Annotated in this window: 20 protein-coding genes; 15 read left to right on the forward strand and 5 right to left on the reverse strand. The window is 70.8% G+C overall.

Going from position 1 to position 14,945, the window contains the following annotated elements; all coding sequences use genetic code 11:
- The first annotated feature begins 5 nt into the window (after positions 1 to 5).
- From GH747_RS03245 to GH747_RS03300, 12 genes are all read left to right on the forward strand, one after another.
- Positions 6 to 1,181: an acyl-CoA dehydrogenase family protein gene (locus GH747_RS03245; RefSeq protein ID WP_149768101.1), complete on the forward strand. Its 1,176-nt coding sequence runs from the start codon at positions 6 to 8 to the stop codon at positions 1,179 to 1,181.
- Positions 1,182 to 1,190: 9 nt separating this feature from the next.
- Positions 1,191 to 2,309, forward strand: coding sequence for an acyl-CoA dehydrogenase family protein (locus tag GH747_RS03250; protein WP_149768102.1), 1,119 nt, complete (start codon positions 1,191 to 1,193; stop codon positions 2,307 to 2,309).
- A gap of 116 nt (positions 2,310 to 2,425) precedes the next feature.
- On the forward strand, positions 2,426 to 2,908 hold the full coding sequence (locus tag GH747_RS03255; protein ID WP_149768103.1) for a hypothetical protein: 483 nt from the start codon (positions 2,426 to 2,428) through the stop codon (positions 2,906 to 2,908).
- 40 nt (positions 2,909 to 2,948) lie between these two features.
- Entirely contained in the window at positions 2,949 to 3,635 is a 687-nt protein-coding gene (locus GH747_RS03260) for an alpha/beta fold hydrolase (protein ID WP_149768104.1), read from the forward strand.
- Between the two features lie 118 nt (positions 3,636 to 3,753).
- Positions 3,754 to 4,188, forward strand: coding sequence for a YciI family protein (locus tag GH747_RS03265; protein ID WP_149768105.1), 435 nt, complete (start codon positions 3,754 to 3,756; stop codon positions 4,186 to 4,188).
- A gap of 28 nt (positions 4,189 to 4,216) precedes the next feature.
- Positions 4,217 to 5,494 carry an RNA polymerase sigma factor gene (locus GH747_RS03270; protein ID WP_149768106.1) on the forward strand — a complete coding sequence of 426 codons (1,278 nt, stop codon included), beginning with the start codon at positions 4,217 to 4,219 and terminating at the stop codon, positions 5,492 to 5,494.
- 20 nt (positions 5,495 to 5,514) lie between these two features.
- Positions 5,515 to 5,985 carry a GNAT family N-acetyltransferase gene (locus GH747_RS03275; protein WP_205602737.1) on the forward strand — a complete coding sequence of 157 codons (471 nt, stop codon included), beginning with the start codon at positions 5,515 to 5,517 and terminating at the stop codon, positions 5,983 to 5,985.
- Positions 5,986 to 5,988: 3 nt separating this feature from the next.
- A complete protein-coding gene (locus GH747_RS03280) occupies positions 5,989 to 6,501 on the forward strand; it encodes a universal stress protein (RefSeq protein ID WP_149768108.1) in 513 nt (170 codons plus the stop codon).
- A gap of 2 nt (positions 6,502 to 6,503) precedes the next feature.
- Complete coding sequence (locus tag GH747_RS03285) at positions 6,504 to 6,797, forward strand: DUF503 domain-containing protein (protein ID WP_149768109.1); 294 nt, start codon at positions 6,504 to 6,506, stop codon at positions 6,795 to 6,797.
- Positions 6,798 to 6,819: 22 nt separating this feature from the next.
- Complete coding sequence (locus GH747_RS03290; RefSeq protein ID WP_149768110.1) at positions 6,820 to 7,257, forward strand: nuclear transport factor 2 family protein; 438 nt, start codon at positions 6,820 to 6,822, stop codon at positions 7,255 to 7,257.
- A gap of 52 nt (positions 7,258 to 7,309) precedes the next feature.
- Positions 7,310 to 7,777 carry a VOC family protein gene (locus tag GH747_RS03295; RefSeq protein ID WP_149768111.1) on the forward strand — a complete coding sequence of 156 codons (468 nt, stop codon included), beginning with the start codon at positions 7,310 to 7,312 and terminating at the stop codon, positions 7,775 to 7,777.
- A gap of 43 nt (positions 7,778 to 7,820) precedes the next feature.
- The gene (locus tag GH747_RS03300; protein WP_149768112.1) at positions 7,821 to 8,963 is read left to right on the forward strand and encodes an epoxide hydrolase family protein; all 1,143 of its coding nucleotides are present in this window, start codon (positions 7,821 to 7,823) and stop codon (positions 8,961 to 8,963) included.
- A 19-nt stretch (positions 8,964 to 8,982) separates the two neighbouring features.
- Here the strand turns inward: GH747_RS03300 and GH747_RS03305 are convergent, their stop codons facing one another.
- Genes GH747_RS03305 through GH747_RS03315 form a run of 3 tightly spaced genes read right to left on the reverse strand, consistent with a single transcriptional unit; the run spans position 8,983 to position 10,978 of the window.
- On the reverse strand, positions 8,983 to 9,294 hold the full coding sequence (locus GH747_RS03305; protein WP_149768113.1) for a WhiB family transcriptional regulator: 312 nt from the start codon (positions 9,292 to 9,294) through the stop codon (positions 8,983 to 8,985).
- Entirely contained in the window at positions 9,294 to 10,193 is a 900-nt protein-coding gene (locus GH747_RS03310; RefSeq protein WP_228552753.1) for a transketolase family protein, read from the reverse strand. The genes GH747_RS03305 and GH747_RS03310 overlap by 1 nt, the downstream gene beginning before the upstream one ends.
- On the reverse strand, positions 10,190 to 10,978 hold the full coding sequence (locus GH747_RS03315; protein ID WP_149768114.1) for a thiamine pyrophosphate-dependent enzyme: 789 nt from the start codon (positions 10,976 to 10,978) through the stop codon (positions 10,190 to 10,192). The genes GH747_RS03310 and GH747_RS03315 overlap by 4 nt, the downstream gene beginning before the upstream one ends.
- 71 nt (positions 10,979 to 11,049) lie before the next feature.
- Here GH747_RS03315 and soxR point away from each other — a divergent pair, with 71 nt between their 5' ends.
- Positions 11,050 to 11,514: a redox-sensitive transcriptional activator SoxR gene (soxR, locus tag GH747_RS03320; RefSeq protein WP_149768115.1), complete on the forward strand. Its 465-nt coding sequence runs from the start codon at positions 11,050 to 11,052 to the stop codon at positions 11,512 to 11,514.
- Positions 11,515 to 11,530: 16 nt separating this feature from the next.
- On the opposite strand, the gene GH747_RS03325 is transcribed toward soxR, so the two are convergent.
- Positions 11,531 to 12,715, reverse strand: a complete 1,185-nt coding sequence (locus GH747_RS03325) for a 4-hydroxybenzoate 3-monooxygenase (protein WP_149768116.1) — start codon at positions 12,713 to 12,715, stop codon at positions 11,531 to 11,533.
- A 75-nt stretch (positions 12,716 to 12,790) separates the two neighbouring features.
- Positions 12,791 to 13,534, reverse strand: a complete 744-nt coding sequence (locus tag GH747_RS03330; RefSeq protein WP_149768117.1) for an IclR family transcriptional regulator — start codon at positions 13,532 to 13,534, stop codon at positions 12,791 to 12,793.
- An 89-nt stretch (positions 13,535 to 13,623) separates the two neighbouring features.
- On the opposite strand from GH747_RS03330, the gene pcaH reads away from it, so the two are divergent.
- The gene (pcaH, locus tag GH747_RS03335) at positions 13,624 to 14,394 is read left to right on the forward strand and encodes a protocatechuate 3,4-dioxygenase subunit beta (protein ID WP_149768118.1); all 771 of its coding nucleotides are present in this window, start codon (positions 13,624 to 13,626) and stop codon (positions 14,392 to 14,394) included.
- Entirely contained in the window at positions 14,391 to 14,945 is a 555-nt protein-coding gene (gene pcaG / locus GH747_RS03340) for a protocatechuate 3,4-dioxygenase subunit alpha (RefSeq protein ID WP_149768119.1), read from the forward strand. Before pcaH ends, pcaG begins: the two co-directional genes overlap by 4 nt.

Consider the following 14,945-nt stretch of genomic DNA (forward strand, 5'->3'; position numbering starts at 1 on the left):
CGAACATGAGGCTTGCCCTGTCAGCGGAGGACGCCCAGCTCCAGCAGGAGCTGCGCGAGTTCTTCACCACCAAGGTTCCGCAGGAGATCCGCGACACCGTGCGCAGCGGTGGGGAGCTCACCAAGGAGCAGATCATCGAGGCCCAGCGGGTGCTCAACGCCGGCGGGTACGCCGTGCCGAACTGGCCCGTCGAGTGGGGCGGCAAGGGCTGGACCCCGCAGCAGCGCCACATCTGGCTCGACGAGATGCAGACCGCAGGCGTCCCGGCCCCGCTCGCGTTCAACGCGAGCATGGTCGGTCCGGTGATCGCGACCTTCGGCTCGCAGGAGCAGAAGGAGCGCTTCCTTCCCGCGACGGCCAACCTCGACATCTGGTGGTGCCAGGGCTTCTCCGAGCCGGACGCCGGCTCCGACCTCGCCTCGCTGCGGACGACGGCTGTCCGTGACGGTGACGAGTGGGTCGTGAACGGCCAGAAGACGTGGACGACGCTCGGCCAGTACGCGGACTGGATCTTCTGCCTCGTCCGCACCAACCCTGACGCGCCGAAGAAGCAGCAGGGCATCTCCTTCCTGCTGTTCGAGATGACGACGCCGGGCGTGACCGTGCGACCGATCAAGCTGATCGACGGCGGCTACGAGGTCAACGAGGTCTTCTTCGACAACGTGCGGGTCCCCGCCGACCAGCTCGTCGGCGAGGAGAACCGGGGCTGGGACTACGCGAAGTTCCTCCTCGGCAACGAGCGCGACGGCATCGGTGCGACCGGCAGCACCAAGCTGCGGCTGCAGGTCGTCAAGGAGCACGCGTCCCTGCCGCTGGCCGACGGCTCCCGTCTCATCGACGATCCCGCGATCGCCGCACGCTTCGCGTCGCTCGAGAACCAGCTCCTCGCGCTCGAGCTCACGGCACTGCGGGTCGCCGGCTCCTCCAAGGACGGCAAGCCCGATCCGGTGTCGTCGATCCTCAAGCTGCGCGGGTCGGTGCTCATCCAGGAGGTGAGCGAGCTCGCTGTCGACGTGGCGGGTGGAGACGTCCTCGCCGGTGGCGCCGGTGACGACTCCGACGTCCCGTCGTGGGCCGGCGACTCGGTGCCGACCTACCTCAACCTCCGCAAGGTGTCGATCTTCGGTGGGTCCAACGAGATCCAGCGCACGATCATCGCCGGCACGATCCTGGGACTGTGAGGGACTGACATGGATTTCACCTACGACAAGGAGCAGACCGCGCTTCGTGACGCGGTCCGCGGCATCCTCGGCGAGTCGGCCGGCAACCGCGAGAAGATCACGTCGAGCGAGCCGGGCTGGGACCGAGAGGTCTGGGGCGGGCTCGCCGAGATGGGCCTGTTGGGCCTCCCGTTCGACGAGACGTACGACGGTGCCGGAGCGACGGCGACCGAGGTCGGGATCGTCGCCCAGGAGATCGGGCGCATCCTCGCGCCGGAGCCGTTCATCGACGTCGTCGTCGGCGCCGGTGAGCTGATCGCCGACGCAGGCACCGACGAGCAGAAGCAGGACCTGCTGCCGAAGATCGCGTCCGGCGAGCTGATCGCGGTCATCGCGCACAACGAGGCGCGGGCGCCGCACGGCACCGTGGCGTACGGCGTCACGGCCACGTCGGCTGATGGCGGCTGGACCCTCGACGGCGTCAAGGAGCCGGTCCGCCACGGTGGCGTCGCCGACGTCCTGATCGTGAGCGCGAAGGACGGCGACGCGACCCGCCTGTTCGTCGTGGACGCGACGGCCGACGGTGTCACGCGCACGACGTACGCGACGCCCGACGACGGCTACGCCGCTCGCATCGTCTTCGCCGGTGCTGCGGCGACCCCACTCGGAGACGCCGGCGAGGCAGCTCTCGCGGCGGCGTTCACGCGCCTGCAGACGGCGTACGGCGCTGAGGCGCTCGGCGCGATGGAGGTGTCGGTCGAGACCACGGTCGGCTACCTCAAGACCCGCAAGCAGTTCGGGGTCACGCTGTCGAAGTTCCAGGCGCTGACGTTCCGGGCGGCTGACATGTACACCTCGCTCGAGCTCGCCCGCTCCATCTCGCTGTGGGCGACGATGGCGCTGGCCGAGAACGGTCCCGACGCACTCGTGGCGTCGCGGCTGCAGGCCGAGATCGGTCGTACGGCACGCCACATCAGCCAGGAGTCCATCCAGCTGCACGGCGGCATCGGCGTGACCGCCGAGTACTCGATCGGCCACTACGCGGCGCGTCTCACCGTGCTCGAGCGGACGCTCGGCACCGAGGCGTACCACGTCGCGCAGGTCGCCGACGGCATCGCCGACCGCGGGATCGTCGAGCTGCTGCACTGACGTACGGCGGTCGCTGGCGCGGCGACCGCACCAAGCCACGTCAGCCACCACGAAGCCACGGCTACAACATGCGCTTCGTGGTGGCAGACGTGGCTTCGTCGTTCTAGGGTCCGCCCATGGGACACCTCCGTACGGCCTGGGCCGCGGCGCCGCTCGCACTGCTGGTGGCGTGTGGCTCGGCGGCGGATGAAGGGTCCGTCCAGGCGTGCACGATGATCGGTGCCCCAGCGGGGATCAACGTGACGGTCGAGCCGCCGCTGGCGAGCGGCGCCGACACCGTACGGGTCCGCGTCTGCTGGGACGGCTCGTGCGTCGACAGGGAGTCGGCGTTGCTCCCCGGCCAGCAGACGGTCGACGAGGGGTGCGGCGGCGACGACCCCGACGACACGTGCAGCGCGTCGGCCACGCCCGACGGCACGATGCAGGGATTCGTGGACGTCGCGGACCTGCCGACCCAGGAGGTCGAGGTCACGACCACCGTCCTCGGCCGCGGGACGGAGATCCACGACGCGTTCGCGCGTGTCGTGCCCGAGCCGACCTATCCCAACGGGGAGGACTGCGACCCCGGTGGCAACCAGGCCTCGGTCACCGTCCCCTGATGCGCCGATGAGTTTGACGGGAACACCAGGTCGACCCCCTATGACGACGTACATCCTGATCCCCGGAGCGGGCGGGGACCCCGCGTACTGGTCGCAGCTCGTCCCTGAGCTGGAGCGCCGCGGTCACACCGCGATCGCCGTCGACATCCCGCAGCACGACGAGGCGGCGGGGATCCAGGACCACGTCCAGACCGTTCTCGACGCCATGACCGCGTACGACGTGCCGAGCGACGCAGCGCCGGTCGTCGTCGCGCAGTCGATGGGCGCGTTCATCGGGCCGCTCGTGTGCGCACGGCTGCCCGTGGAGCTGCTCGTGCTGCTCAACCCGATGATCCCGTCGCCCGGCGAGACCGCGGGCGAGTGGTGGTCGGCGACCGGAAGCTCCGAGGCACGGCGCGAGGCGGGCTGGGAGGACTTCGACGTCCAGCGCGACTTCTTCCACGACGTGCCCGACGACCTCGCCGCCGCGTTGCTCGCCGGCGACGGCCGCGAGCCGTCGGAGCGGTCGTTCGCCGAACCGTGGCCGGCGTCCGCGTGGCCGGACGTTCCGACCTCCGTCATCGCGTGCACGGGCGACCGGATCTTTCCGGTCGCGTTCCAGCGACGAGTCAGCCAGGAGCGCCTCGGACTCACGCCGTACGAGATGCCCGGCGGCCACCTGGTCGCGCTGAGCCGTCCCGAGGAGCTCGCCGACCAGCTCGAAGCGCTGGTCCGCGCGCGGGTCTGAGAACTCTCTCGAAAAAGTTCTCGGACCGTGTCGAAAACCCATGGCGCCCGTTCGGCGTAGGGGTGAGAAGCCGCTCGACACTAGGGTCGAGACGACGCCGTCGAACAGGGAGAACATCATGCGTGTCATGGTCATGGTCCAGTCCACCCCCGCCTGGGAGGCCGAGGGCGCCACCCCGTCCACCGAGGCTCTCGAGGCGATGGGCGCGTACAACGAGGAGCTCGTCAAGGCCGGCATCATGCTGGACGGCGACGGGCTGAAGAACAGCACCGAGGGCGCTCGCGTCGTCTTCGGCGAGGGCGAGGCCCGCGTGGTCGACGGCCCGTTCACCGAGAGCAAGGAACTGCTCGCCGGCTACTGGATCTGGGAGGTCAAGTCGTTCGAGGAGGCCGTCGAGTGGGCCAAGCGCTTCCCCCACGACCCGAATGAGCCGGGCCAGCTCGAGCTGCGTCCTCTCCACGAGGCTGAGGACTTCGGCGAGGCTTACACGCCGGAGCTGAGGGAGCAGGACGACCACCTCCGCGAGGCGATCCAGAAGCAGCACGGGTCCTGACGCGGACGCTCGCGATCAGGAGGACGTCATGACGAGGCCTGGCGACACCCAGCGCACGATCGACGCCATCTGGCGGATCGAGTCGGCGCGGGTCGTCGCCGGGCTCGTTCGTGTCGTGAACGACGTCGGCTACGCCGAGGACCTCGCGCAGGACGCGCTGGTGCTGGCGCTCGAGAAGTGGCCCCGTGACGGCATCCCGGACAACCCCGGCGCCTGGCTGACGAAGGTCGCGCGCAACCTGGCGGTCGACCGGATCCGCCGGGACCAGAACCTCACCCGCAAGTACGCGGTTCTCGCGCCCGACGTGGAGGCCGACCGCCGCGCCGCGACGCCGCAGCCCGACGCGATCGTCGAGGACCCGGTCGGTGACGACGTGCTGCGTCTCGTGTTCGTGGCGTGCCACCCCGTGCTGACCCGCGACGCACAGGTCGCGCTCACGCTGCGGATGCTGGGCGGACTGTCCACGGACGAGATCGCACACGCGTTCCTGGCGCCGTCGGCCACGGTCGGGCAACGCATCTCGCGGGCGAAGCGGACGCTGTCCGAGGCTCAGGTGCCGTTCGAGATCCCCTCCGAGCAGGAGCTCCCGGAGAGGCTCGCGGCGGTGCTCGAGGTGGTCTACCTGATCTTCAACGAGGGCTACTCGGCGAGCTCCGGCGACCGGGTGATCCGCGACGACCTGTGCGGCGAGGCCATGAGGCTGGGCCGCAGGCTCGCCGCGCTCCTGCCGCGCGAGCCTGAGCCGTACGGGTTGGTGGCGCTGATGGAGCTGCAGGCGTCGCGGTTCGCGGCGCGCACCGACCGCCACGGGGATCAGGTCCTGCTGGACGACCAGGACCGCTCGCGCTGGGACCGCACGCTCATCCGGCACGGGCTCGCGGCGCTCGACCGGTCGGTCGCGCTGCGGCGACCGCTCGGTCCGTACACGCTCCAGGCCGCCATCGCCTCCTGCCACGCCCGCGCAGCGACCCCTGCGGACACGGACTGGGAGCGCATCGTCGCGCTGTACGACGCGCTGGCCGCACTCAACCCGTCCCCCGTGATCGCACTCAACCGGGCGGTCGCGGTCAGCCGGGCGTACGGCCCCGACGAGGCGCTGGCCGTCATCGAGCCGTTGCGGGGGGACTCCCGGCTCGCGTCGTACCACCTGCTGCCGAGCGTCCGCGCCGACCTGCTCGTACGCCTCGGGCGCGACGCTGAGGCGGCGGCGGAGTTCGAGTCGGCGGCGAACCTGGCCGGCAACGCCCACGACCGGCGCGCGCTCCTCGAGCTGGCAGCGGCTGCACAGCAGCGCGCAGGCGGGTGAGCGCGCCGTACGGTGACGGGGTGGACGCCCTCGACATCGTGCCGCTCGACCTCTCCGACCGCGACCTCGCCGCAGCTCTGCTGGCCGTGCAACGGGCGGCGTACGCGGTCGAGGCCGAGCTGATCGGATTCCCCGACCTGCCGATGCTCCACGAGACGCTCGACGAGCTGATGGCGAGCGACGAGGAGTTCCTCGGGGCGTACGAGGACGACGTGCTCGTCGGCGCGGTGTCGTGGATCCGGCTCGACGACGGCACGGTCGACATCTACCGACTCATCGTGCACCCCGACGCTCACCGGCGCGGGATCGGCTCGTCCCTCCTGGAGGTGCTCGCCGTCATCGAGCCCACCCACCGCACGATCGTGTCGACCGGGTCGGTGAACGCGCCGGCGCTCGCGCTGTACGCGGGACTCGGCTTCGTCGTGGTCGGTGTGCGCGAGGTCGGTCCCGGCATCGGCCTGACCGACCTCGAGCGTCGCGCGATACCGTGAGGCATGACCACGAAGGAGATCGACTTCGACGGCGGCATCCTGGTCGGGCACGACGGGTCCGACTTCTCGGACCAGGCGGTGCTCTGGGCTCTGGAGTACGGCAAGCTCACCGGCCAGCCGGTGACGGTCGTCCGGGCGTGGGTGCTGACCACCGCACCGCGTCCGCGCACCTGGGAGCCCGGCTACATGCCGCCGCTCGAGGACTTCGCCGAGGCGGTCGTGGAGCGGCTCGAGGAGGACCTCGCCCCGCTGCGCACCGACTTCGCGGACGTCGACGTCCGGACCTGCGCCGTCCACGGCAAGCCGGCGCCGCGGATCATCGAGGCGTCCGAGAAGGCGTCGATGGTCGTCGTCGGACGCCGCGGCCTCGGCGGTTTCAAGGGGCTGGTCCTCGGATCCGTCAGCGAGCAGGTCGTCCGCCACGCCAGCGCGACGGTCGTCGTCATCCACCCCGACTCGGCCGACAGCACGCCGGGTGCCCGCAACGTCCTCGACTCGAGCCTCGCCGACCACTGAGCATGTGGGTCGGCACGATCGAGTTCGACCTGCTTCTCGGTGACGTGCACACGTTGAAGGAGAAGCGGTCCCTCGTACGCCCCCTGGTCGCGGACCTGCGGCGCACGTTCGACGTGTCGGTGGCGGAGACCGACAACCAGGACCTCTATCGGCGGGCGACGATCGGGGCCGCGGTCGTCTCCGGCGACAACGCGCACGTCATCGCCGTCCTCGACCGCATCGAGCAGTACGTCGCCGGGCGACCCGAGGTCGACCTGCTGTCCGCGCACCGTACGTTCGTCAACACCGACGACTGAGCCTTCACACCCGAGGAGCACCATGTCCATCACCGCCGACCGGTTCCGCGCTGCCGTCGAGAGCGGCGACATCGCCGCTGCCGAGTCGCTTCTCGCCGACGACGTCACGTTCCACAGCCCGGTGAAGTTCACGCCGTTCGAGGGCAAGGCGATCGTGATGGCCGTCCTCGGCTTCGTCACGCAGGTCTTCGAGGACTTCCGCTACGTCGGCGAGCTCGAAGGGACCGGGTCGCGTGCCGACGAGGGCGAGCCGGTGCCGTCGGAGATCCTCGTCTTCCGCGCGGCGGTCGAGGGCAAGGCCATCCACGGACTCGACCTGCTCCAGCTGGACGAGGACGGGCTGATCTCCGAGTTCACCGTGATGGTGCGTCCGATGTCGGCCGTCGTCGCGTTGAAGGACGCGATGAACAAGAAGATGGTCGAGGCCGGGTTCGCGCCGGCGTCGGTGCTGCAGGGCTGATCCGCTCCGCAGGCTTGACCTTCACAGTGATGTCAAGGTTTAGCCTGCAGGCATGACCACTGCCGAGAACCCTGTCCTGCAGCTGCGCCTCGTCGTCGAGGCCGACGACTACGAGGAAGCCGTGCGGTTCTACCGTGACGTGCTCGGGCTGCCCGAGCAGGCCGCGTTCGAGGGAGAGGGCGATGCTCGCGTGACGATCCTCGAGGCGGGGCGCGCGACGCTCGAGCTCGCCAATCCCGCGCAGCGACGCCTGATCGACGACGTCGAGGTCGGCCACCCGACCACGCCGCGCCTCCGCGTCGCGTTCGAGGTAGCCGACGCCGAGGCTCGTACGACGCGGCTCGTGGACGCCGGCGCGACCCTGGTCGCGTCCCCGCGCGAGACGCCCTGGCGATCCCTCAACTCGCGCCTCGACGCGCCCGCAGGACTGCAGGTCACGCTGTTCGAGGAGCTCATGACGTTGGAGGAGCGGCAGACGCTCGAGGGGTTCGGGACAGACGCGGGTCGCCACGACGACTGACGACTCACCGTGCCGTGTCTGACGCCCGGGCCATAGTGGTCGGATGGTGGCGATCGTGGACGGCGACATCGAGGTCGCGGAGCATGACCTGGAGGACCTCGTGGCACGCCTGCGAGCGACCCGGTGGCCGGACGTGCCCTCGCGAGGCTGGTCGGACGGGTGCGACCTCGACACCCTCCGATCGATCTGCGACTGGTGGCGCGACGAGTTCGACTGGCGCTCCTCCGAGCGTCGGATCAACCGTGCGCACCACGTCCTCGTCGACGCCGCAGGCGCACGCATCCACGCGGCCGTCCACGACGGCGACGCCGACCGGACCCCGCTGCTCCTCCTGCACGGCTGGCCGAGCAGCTTCCTGGAGTTCGAGCAGGTCCTCCCGCTCCTGCGAGCCGGCGGCGCGGGCACCGTGGTCGTTCCGTCGCTGCCTGGATACGGGCTCTCGTCACGACCCGACCCGTGGACGACGAGGGACTCCGCCCGGGCGATGATCGAGCTGATGGCGACCCTGGGGCACGACCGGTTCGTCGCGCACGGCACCGACTTCGGTTCCGCGATCGGCACCTGGATGGCCCTCGACCACCCGGCGTCCGTGGTCGGTCTGCACCTGTCCAACGTCGAGCTGTCACCCACCGTGGACGACGCCGACCTCACCGCCCCCGAGCGGGACTACCTCGCTGCGTCCGAGGCGTGGTGGGCAGAGCAAGGCGGCTACAAGAGCATCCAGTCCACCCGTCCCGATGCGCTGGCCGTCGCGCTGAGCGACTCCCCTTCAGGGACCGCAGGGTGGGTGCTCGACCGCTGGCACGCGTGGAGCGACCCGTCGGCGGGCGGCCTCGTTGACCGGGTCGGCCTGCCGGCGATCGCGGAGTGCCTGACGTGGACCTGGCTCACGAACACGCTCCCCACCTCGATGCGGGACTATGTCGACAACCGTCGGGCGGGTACGACCCGGCTGGCCGTCGGTGAGCGGGTGACGACGCCGACGGCCATCGCACGGTTCACCAGGGTCGGCGACTTCGACGAAGACCCGCCGCGGGCCTGGCTCGAGCGGATATACGACCTTGAGCGCTACGAACGCATGCCGCGAGGCGGCCACTTCGCGGCGCTCGAAGCCGCGGACCTCCTCGCCCGGGACCTCCTCGGGTTCGTCGACTCGCTCGGGCGCTCGGCCGCGCCGACCGCCTGAGGTCAGCGCCCACCCACGCTCACGCCGCGCAGCCCACGCACTCCTCGCGCGACGCTGCCTCGGCGGGCGTGGTCCGTCGTACGCGGGGTCGGCCACGGCCACGCTTCGAGGCGACCGGCACGCCCTTGACGAACACCTCGCCGCCCCACACGCCCCACGGCTCCTGGCGATCGAGGGCGGCGGCCAGGCAGACCGCGCGGATCGGGCACTCCAGGCACATGGCCTTCGCCCGCTCCACGTCGGCCGACTGCTCCGCGAACCACAGGTCGGGACCGAGGACGTGGCACGGGACCGGGGGCGCGTCGAGGGCGGCGCGAGCGACGGCAGTCATCAGACCATCTCCTTCAGGCGAGCACGGATGCCGGCCGCGTCGAGCCCGTGCGCGGCGGCATGGTCCTTGGGCGATCCGTACCGGCGCAGCTCGGTCCCGCGCGGCACGCCGACGTGGACGACACGGCTCGGACGGTCGACCAGTGCGGCGGCGACCGATGCGGCGCTGGTGCCCTCGAGGTAGGGCTCGACCATGGCGACGGTGGGCGCCGGCCCCGCGAGCGTACGGAGTCCGTGCACGTCGAGCGGGTGCGGCGTCGACGTGTAGGCGACTCGCACGGGCAGGTCCTTCGTCGCGTCGAGCACGGTGTCGAGGATCGGGCCGACGGCGACGACGAGGGGCATCGTGTGCGCGCCGCCGCGTACGAGGTGGAGGTTGCCGTCGATCGGGTACGCGGTCGCGTTCTGGAGCGTCGACATCCGGACGTACGCGCGGCGGGAGGCCGACGACTCGCGACGCACGAGGCGGGCCAGCTCGTCGCTGTGTCCAGGCGCGTGCACCGTCCAGCCGGGCAGCGCCGACATCAGCGCCACGTCGGCCGGCGCCTGATGGGTACGGCCTGCGGTGCTGGCGTCGTACGAGGCTCCGGTGCTGACGAGCAGTGCGCCGACGTCCTGGTGCCCGAGGTCGAGCTTGATCTGCTCGTAGGCACGCTCGACAAGGAAGGGTGCGTACGTGTGCACGATCGGGCGCATGCCGGCCAGTGCGAGGCCGCCCGCGACGCCGATCATGCTCTGCTCGCGGATCCCGACGTCGATCACGCGGTCCGGGTGACGGGCCGAGGTGTCGGCGAGCGCGGCGGCGCCGATCACCGCGAGGACGACGGCGACCCGCGGGTCCTCGTCGAGGACAGGATCGAGCTCGGCGTAGAAACGTTCACGCATCGGCGTGCGGGTCATGCGGCTGCTCCCTTCGAGGCCGGATCGGTCTCTGCTGTATCCGACTGGTCCACGCCGCGGAACTCGTCGGTCGTCCTCGCGACGACCACGGTCGGACGGTCGGGCTCGGTCTGCAGCAGCGCCGTACGCAGTGCCTCGTGATCGCGTCCGTCGACGTCGGTCGCGGCCCATCCCTCGACGGCGAAGCGGGACGAGATCCCGCCCGGCCAGCCGAGCTGGTTGCTCGCGTTGTCCACGACCACGCAGGTCAGGTTCCCGAGCCCGAACCGCGCCGCCGTCGCGATCGCCTCCGCGTTGCTCCCCTCGTCGAGCTCGCCGTCGCCGACCAGGACGACGACGCGGGGGTCTCGATCGGCTTCGCCGCCTCGACCAGCGGGGCCGGCGGGACCAGGCTCGTGCGTGATGCGGAGGCCGAGGGCGAGCCCGACCGTGATCGGGAGCCCGTGTCCGAGCGAGCCGCTGCCGATCTCGATGCCGGGGACGAGCACGCGGTCAGGGTGGTGGCCGAGGCGTGACTCCCAGGAGCCGACGTCGTCGAGCCAGGCGGGCGGGATGAAGCCCTTCGCGGCGAGCACCGCGTACGTCGATGCCGGGCCGTGGCCCTTCGACAGCAGGAAGCGGTCGCGTCGGGGGTCGTCGAGACGGTCGGGCGCGACGTCAAGCACCTGGTCGTACAGCACCCACAGGACGTCGAGCGTCGAGTGGGCGCTGGGGTCGTGCTTCTCGTCTCCGGTGATGCGGGCGAGCAGGTCGAGGACGGGCGGCGGGACGGTCGTGGTGCTCATGCCAGGTATCCTGCAAGTTGAAGTAAACTTGAGGTCAAGCCCGCGGGTGCGGGACGACAGGAGGATGGCCGATGAGCACCGATCCGCTCCTCACCATCGGCGAGGTCGCCGAGCGCAGCGGCGTCGCCTCGTCGGGACTGCGCTACTACGAGTCGGTCGGCCTGATCGCATCGACGCGGACGACCGGCAACCAGCGACGGTACGCCCGCAGCACGCTTCGCCGCGTCGCGTTCATCCGGACGGCCTCGCGGGTCGGCCTCACGCTCGACGAGATCCGGGACGCACTCGCGACACTGCCGGAGGAGCGTACGCCGACGAAGAAGGACTGGAGCCGCCTGTCGCGTGCCTGGCGTCCCCGACTCGACGCGCAGATCGCCGAGCTCGAGCGGCTGCGCGACACGCTCGACGAGTGCATCGGTTGCGGCTGCCTTTCGCTCAACCGTTGCAAGCTCTCCAACCCCGGCGACCGCGCCGCGAAGCTCGGCCCGGGACCTCGCTTCCTCGAGGGCGACCGGCCGGCCGACGCAACAGACTGATGTCCCGCTTGTCCGGTCAGATCTCGAACGGCAACCCAGCGTAGTTCTCGGCCAACCCGGTCGCCCCGGCCTCCGAGGACGTGACCCAGCGCAGCTGCGAGAGCTGGAGCTGCTCGTCGAACGCGTCGCCGCTGTGATGGAGCATCGTCGTCATCCACCATGAGAAGTGGGTGCATCGCCAGACGCGACGCAGCGCGGTGTCGGAGTACGCGTCGGCGAGCCGCGCGTCGCCCGTGCCGACCAGCTCGGCCAGCGCCGGCGCGAGCAGAGCGACGTCGGCGATGGCGAGGTTCAGGCCCTTCGCGCCGGTGGGGGGCACGATGTGCGCGGCGTCGCCGGCGAGGAAGAGGCGGCCGTGGCTCATCGGCGCATGGACGTACGAACGCATGGGCAGCACGCTCTTGTCCGTGATCGGACCTGGCTCCAGCTCCCAGCCGTCCTGGCCGTGCCCGAGGCGGGTGGCGAGCTCGTCCCAGATCCGGTCGTCCGACCACGAGTCGGGATCGGTGCCGGGCTCGACCTGCAGGTACAGCCGACTGACCGTCTCTGACCGCATCGAGTGGAGCGCGAACCCGTGCGGGTGCCACGCGTAGATCAGCTCGTCGGTCGAGGGCGCGACGTCGGCGAGGATGCCGAACCACGAGTACGGATAGGTCCGCTCCCACGTCGTCCCGCCAGGGATCGCGGCACGGCTGGGCCCGAACGAGCCGTCGCAGCCGGCGATCGCGTCGGCTTCCAGGCGTTGGGGCGCGCCGTCGGCGTCGACGTACGTCACCGAGGGGCGGTCGGTGTCGAGGTCGTGGAGCGCCACGTCGCTGATCTCGTAGACCCACTGCTGACCGGCGGCGGTGCGGGCCTCGACCAGATCCTTCTGCACCTCGGTCTGCCCGTACACGTAGACGCTGCGCCCGATCAGGCTCTGGAAGTCGATGTGGTGACGCTCGTGCGGGAACTGCAGGTAGATGCCGCGGTGCTGGTCGCCCTCGCGAGCCAGCCGCTCGCCGAGGCCGACCTCGGTCAGGAGGTCGACGCTGCTCTGCTCGAGGATCCCGGCGCGGATCCGCGCACCGACGTACTCCTGGCTGCGGGTCTCGAGAACCACCGAGTCGATGCCCCGCGCCGCGAGGAGGTGGGACAGGAGGAGGCCGGCGGGCCCAGCGCCGACGATGGCGACCTGGGTGCGGGTGGTGGCGGGGTTCATGGCGTCATTGCACCGTGCGTCAGGTCGCGCGGCGAACGGAACCTTCCACTGGACGGAAGTCGAGCGCGGGGCGGGTCACAACTGCCTCCCGATGCCCTGCGACGCGACCTGGAGCGCCGCGACGAGCCTGCTCCGGTCGCGCTTGAGGTGCGGGACGACCACGCCGATCGCCGCGACGACCTGGTCACCGCGATGCACCGGGACAGCGGCGGAGCAGGCACCGAGCGACATCTCCTCGTACGTCGTCGCGTAGCCGTCGCGCCGGATCCGCACGAGCTGGTCCTCGAGGATGCCGGGCTGTGTGACCGTGTACGGCGTGACGCGGGTGAGCGAGGCGAGTACGCGACGGCGAACGTCGTCCGGCGCGTAGGCGAGAAGCACCTTGCCGACACCCGTCGCATGCATCGGCAGCGTGGAGCCGATGCTGCTGACCACGGGCACCGACGTACGCCCCCGCATCCGTTCCAGGTAGAGCACCTCGTCGCCGTCGCGCACCGCCAGGTGCACGGTCGCGAGCGTGGCTGCGTAGATGTCGTGCAAGAACGGCTCGGCGACCTGCCGCAGGCCGGCCTCCACCGGCGCCAGCAGTCCGATGTCCCAGATCAGCCGGCCCACGACGTACCGGCTGTCCGGTCGTCGCGACAGCGCCCCGGCCGCCACGAGCTCGCCGACGAGGCGGTGCGCGGTCGGCAGCGGCAGGTCGGACCGGCGTGCGAGCTCGCTGAGCGTGAGGCGGCGATGATCGGCGTCGAACGCCGAGAGCAGCGCGAGCACCCGTGATGCCACCGTCGTACCAGGGCTGGTGGTGTTCCCGGCCATGGTCTCGACCCTTCGACTCGCCGACGGACCTTCCGCTGAGCGAAAGTCTAGTCTTCATCGGACGGACGCTCGCCGCCTAGCGTGCACCCATGACGAGCCAGGCCGACATCACCGCTGAGATCACCGCGATCGAGGCCGACTACCAGCGATCCGGGGTCGAGGAGACGCAGCCGCGCCGCGACTACCCGCCGTACCGCAGCAGCATCCTGCGCCACCCCACCAAGGACCTGCACCACGCCGACCCGGAGACGATCGAGCTGTGGGCACCGTGCTTCGGGCACCGCGACGTCGACCCGCTCGAGGCCGACCTGACGATCCAGCACAGCGGGGAGCCGATCGGTGAGCGGATGGTCGTCACCGGCCGCGTCGTCGACGGCGAGGGGCGCCCCGTACGCCACCAGCTGGTCGAGATCTGGCAGGCGAACGCCGGGGGTCGCTACATCCACAAGCGCGACCAGCACCCCGCGCCACTCGACCCGAACTTCACCGGCATCGGCCGCTGCCTGACCGACGCCGACGGGGGCTACCGGTTCCAGACGATCAAGCCGGGCCCGTACCCGTGGAAGAACCACCACAACGCGTGGCGCCCGGCGCACATCCACTTCTCGCTGTTCGGGACCGAGTTCACGCAGCGGATGGTCACGCAGATGTACTTCCCGGGCGACCCGCTGTTCGCGCTCGACCCGATCTATCAGACGGTCACCGACGCGAAGGCGCGCGAGCGTCTCGTCGCGACGTACGACCACGACGTGACCAGCCACGAGTGGGCGACCGGGTACCGCTGGGACATCGTGCTCACCGGGAGCCACCGCACGTACATGGAGCCCCAGCCCGCCTCGACCGACAGGGACGACGCATGACGCTGACACCGACGCCCGGCCAGACCGTCGGGCCGTTCTTCCACTACGCCCTCCCGTACGACGGCGACCGCGATCTTGTCCCGCCGAGCACGCCGGGGGCGATAGCGCTGCACGGCACCGTGTACGACGGTGCCGGCGCGCCGATCCCCGACGCCCTGATCGAGATCTGGCAGGCGGCGCCGGACGGTACGGTGCTGCAGCAGCCCGGGTCGCTGCGCCGTGACGGGTGGACGTTCACCGGCTTCGGACGGGCGAGCACGCGTCGCGACGGGACGTACGCCTTCTCCACTCTCGTGCCCGGTCCGACGGAGGACGGAGCGGCGGCGTTCTTCGCCGTGACGGTCTTCGCCCGCGGGCTGACCAACCGCCTGTTCACCCGCGCGTACGTCCCGGGTGACGAGGCCGCGCTGGCGGCGGACCGCCTGCTCGCCTCGGTCGAGGAGGACCGGCGCTCGACGCTGCTGGCGGTCGCGGACGCGTACGGTCTGCGCTTCGACATCCGGCTCCAGGGCGAGGACGAGACCGTCTTCCTCCGGTTTCCGGGACACTGA

Origin of the sequence: Mumia xiangluensis (genome assembly GCF_010994095.1) — a bacterium.
Classification (GTDB): Bacteria; Actinomycetota; Actinomycetes; order Propionibacteriales; family Nocardioidaceae; genus Mumia; species Mumia xiangluensis.

Excerpts from the sequence above, each read along its gene's own strand:
- GH747_RS03280 (WP_149768108.1), top strand. The coding sequence starts at position 5,989 with ATGACCACGAAGGAGATCGACTTCGACGGCGGCATCCTGGTCGGGCAC.
- GH747_RS03330 (WP_149768117.1), bottom strand. The coding sequence starts at position 13,534 with ATGGCCGGGAACACCACCAGCCCTGGTACGACGGTGGCATCACGGGTG.
- GH747_RS03260 (WP_149768104.1), top strand. The coding sequence starts at position 2,949 with ATGACGACGTACATCCTGATCCCCGGAGCGGGCGGGGACCCCGCGTAC.
- GH747_RS03305 (WP_149768113.1), bottom strand. The coding sequence starts at position 9,294 with ATGACTGCCGTCGCTCGCGCCGCCCTCGACGCGCCCCCGGTCCCGTGC.
- GH747_RS03265 (WP_149768105.1), top strand. The coding sequence starts at position 3,754 with ATGCGTGTCATGGTCATGGTCCAGTCCACCCCCGCCTGGGAGGCCGAG.
- GH747_RS03250 (WP_149768102.1), top strand. The coding sequence starts at position 1,191 with ATGGATTTCACCTACGACAAGGAGCAGACCGCGCTTCGTGACGCGGTC.
- GH747_RS03295 (WP_149768111.1), top strand. The coding sequence starts at position 7,310 with ATGACCACTGCCGAGAACCCTGTCCTGCAGCTGCGCCTCGTCGTCGAG.
- pcaG (WP_149768119.1), top strand. The coding sequence starts at position 14,391 with ATGACGCTGACACCGACGCCCGGCCAGACCGTCGGGCCGTTCTTCCAC.
- GH747_RS03285 (WP_149768109.1), top strand. The coding sequence starts at position 6,504 with ATGTGGGTCGGCACGATCGAGTTCGACCTGCTTCTCGGTGACGTGCAC.
- GH747_RS03310 (WP_228552753.1), bottom strand. The coding sequence starts at position 10,193 with ATGACCCGCACGCCGATGCGTGAACGTTTCTACGCCGAGCTCGATCCT.
- GH747_RS03325 (WP_149768116.1), bottom strand. The coding sequence starts at position 12,715 with ATGAACCCCGCCACCACCCGCACCCAGGTCGCCATCGTCGGCGCTGGG.
- GH747_RS03290 (WP_149768110.1), top strand. The coding sequence starts at position 6,820 with ATGTCCATCACCGCCGACCGGTTCCGCGCTGCCGTCGAGAGCGGCGAC.
- GH747_RS03255 (WP_149768103.1), top strand. The coding sequence starts at position 2,426 with ATGGGACACCTCCGTACGGCCTGGGCCGCGGCGCCGCTCGCACTGCTG.
- soxR (WP_149768115.1), top strand. The coding sequence starts at position 11,050 with ATGAGCACCGATCCGCTCCTCACCATCGGCGAGGTCGCCGAGCGCAGC.
- GH747_RS03270 (WP_149768106.1), top strand. The coding sequence starts at position 4,217 with ATGACGAGGCCTGGCGACACCCAGCGCACGATCGACGCCATCTGGCGG.
- GH747_RS03245 (WP_149768101.1), top strand. The coding sequence starts at position 6 with ATGAGGCTTGCCCTGTCAGCGGAGGACGCCCAGCTCCAGCAGGAGCTG.
- pcaH (WP_149768118.1), top strand. The coding sequence starts at position 13,624 with ATGACGAGCCAGGCCGACATCACCGCTGAGATCACCGCGATCGAGGCC.
- GH747_RS03315 (WP_149768114.1), bottom strand. The coding sequence starts at position 10,978 with ATGAGCACCACGACCGTCCCGCCGCCCGTCCTCGACCTGCTCGCCCGC.
- GH747_RS03300 (WP_149768112.1), top strand. The coding sequence starts at position 7,821 with ATGGTGGCGATCGTGGACGGCGACATCGAGGTCGCGGAGCATGACCTG.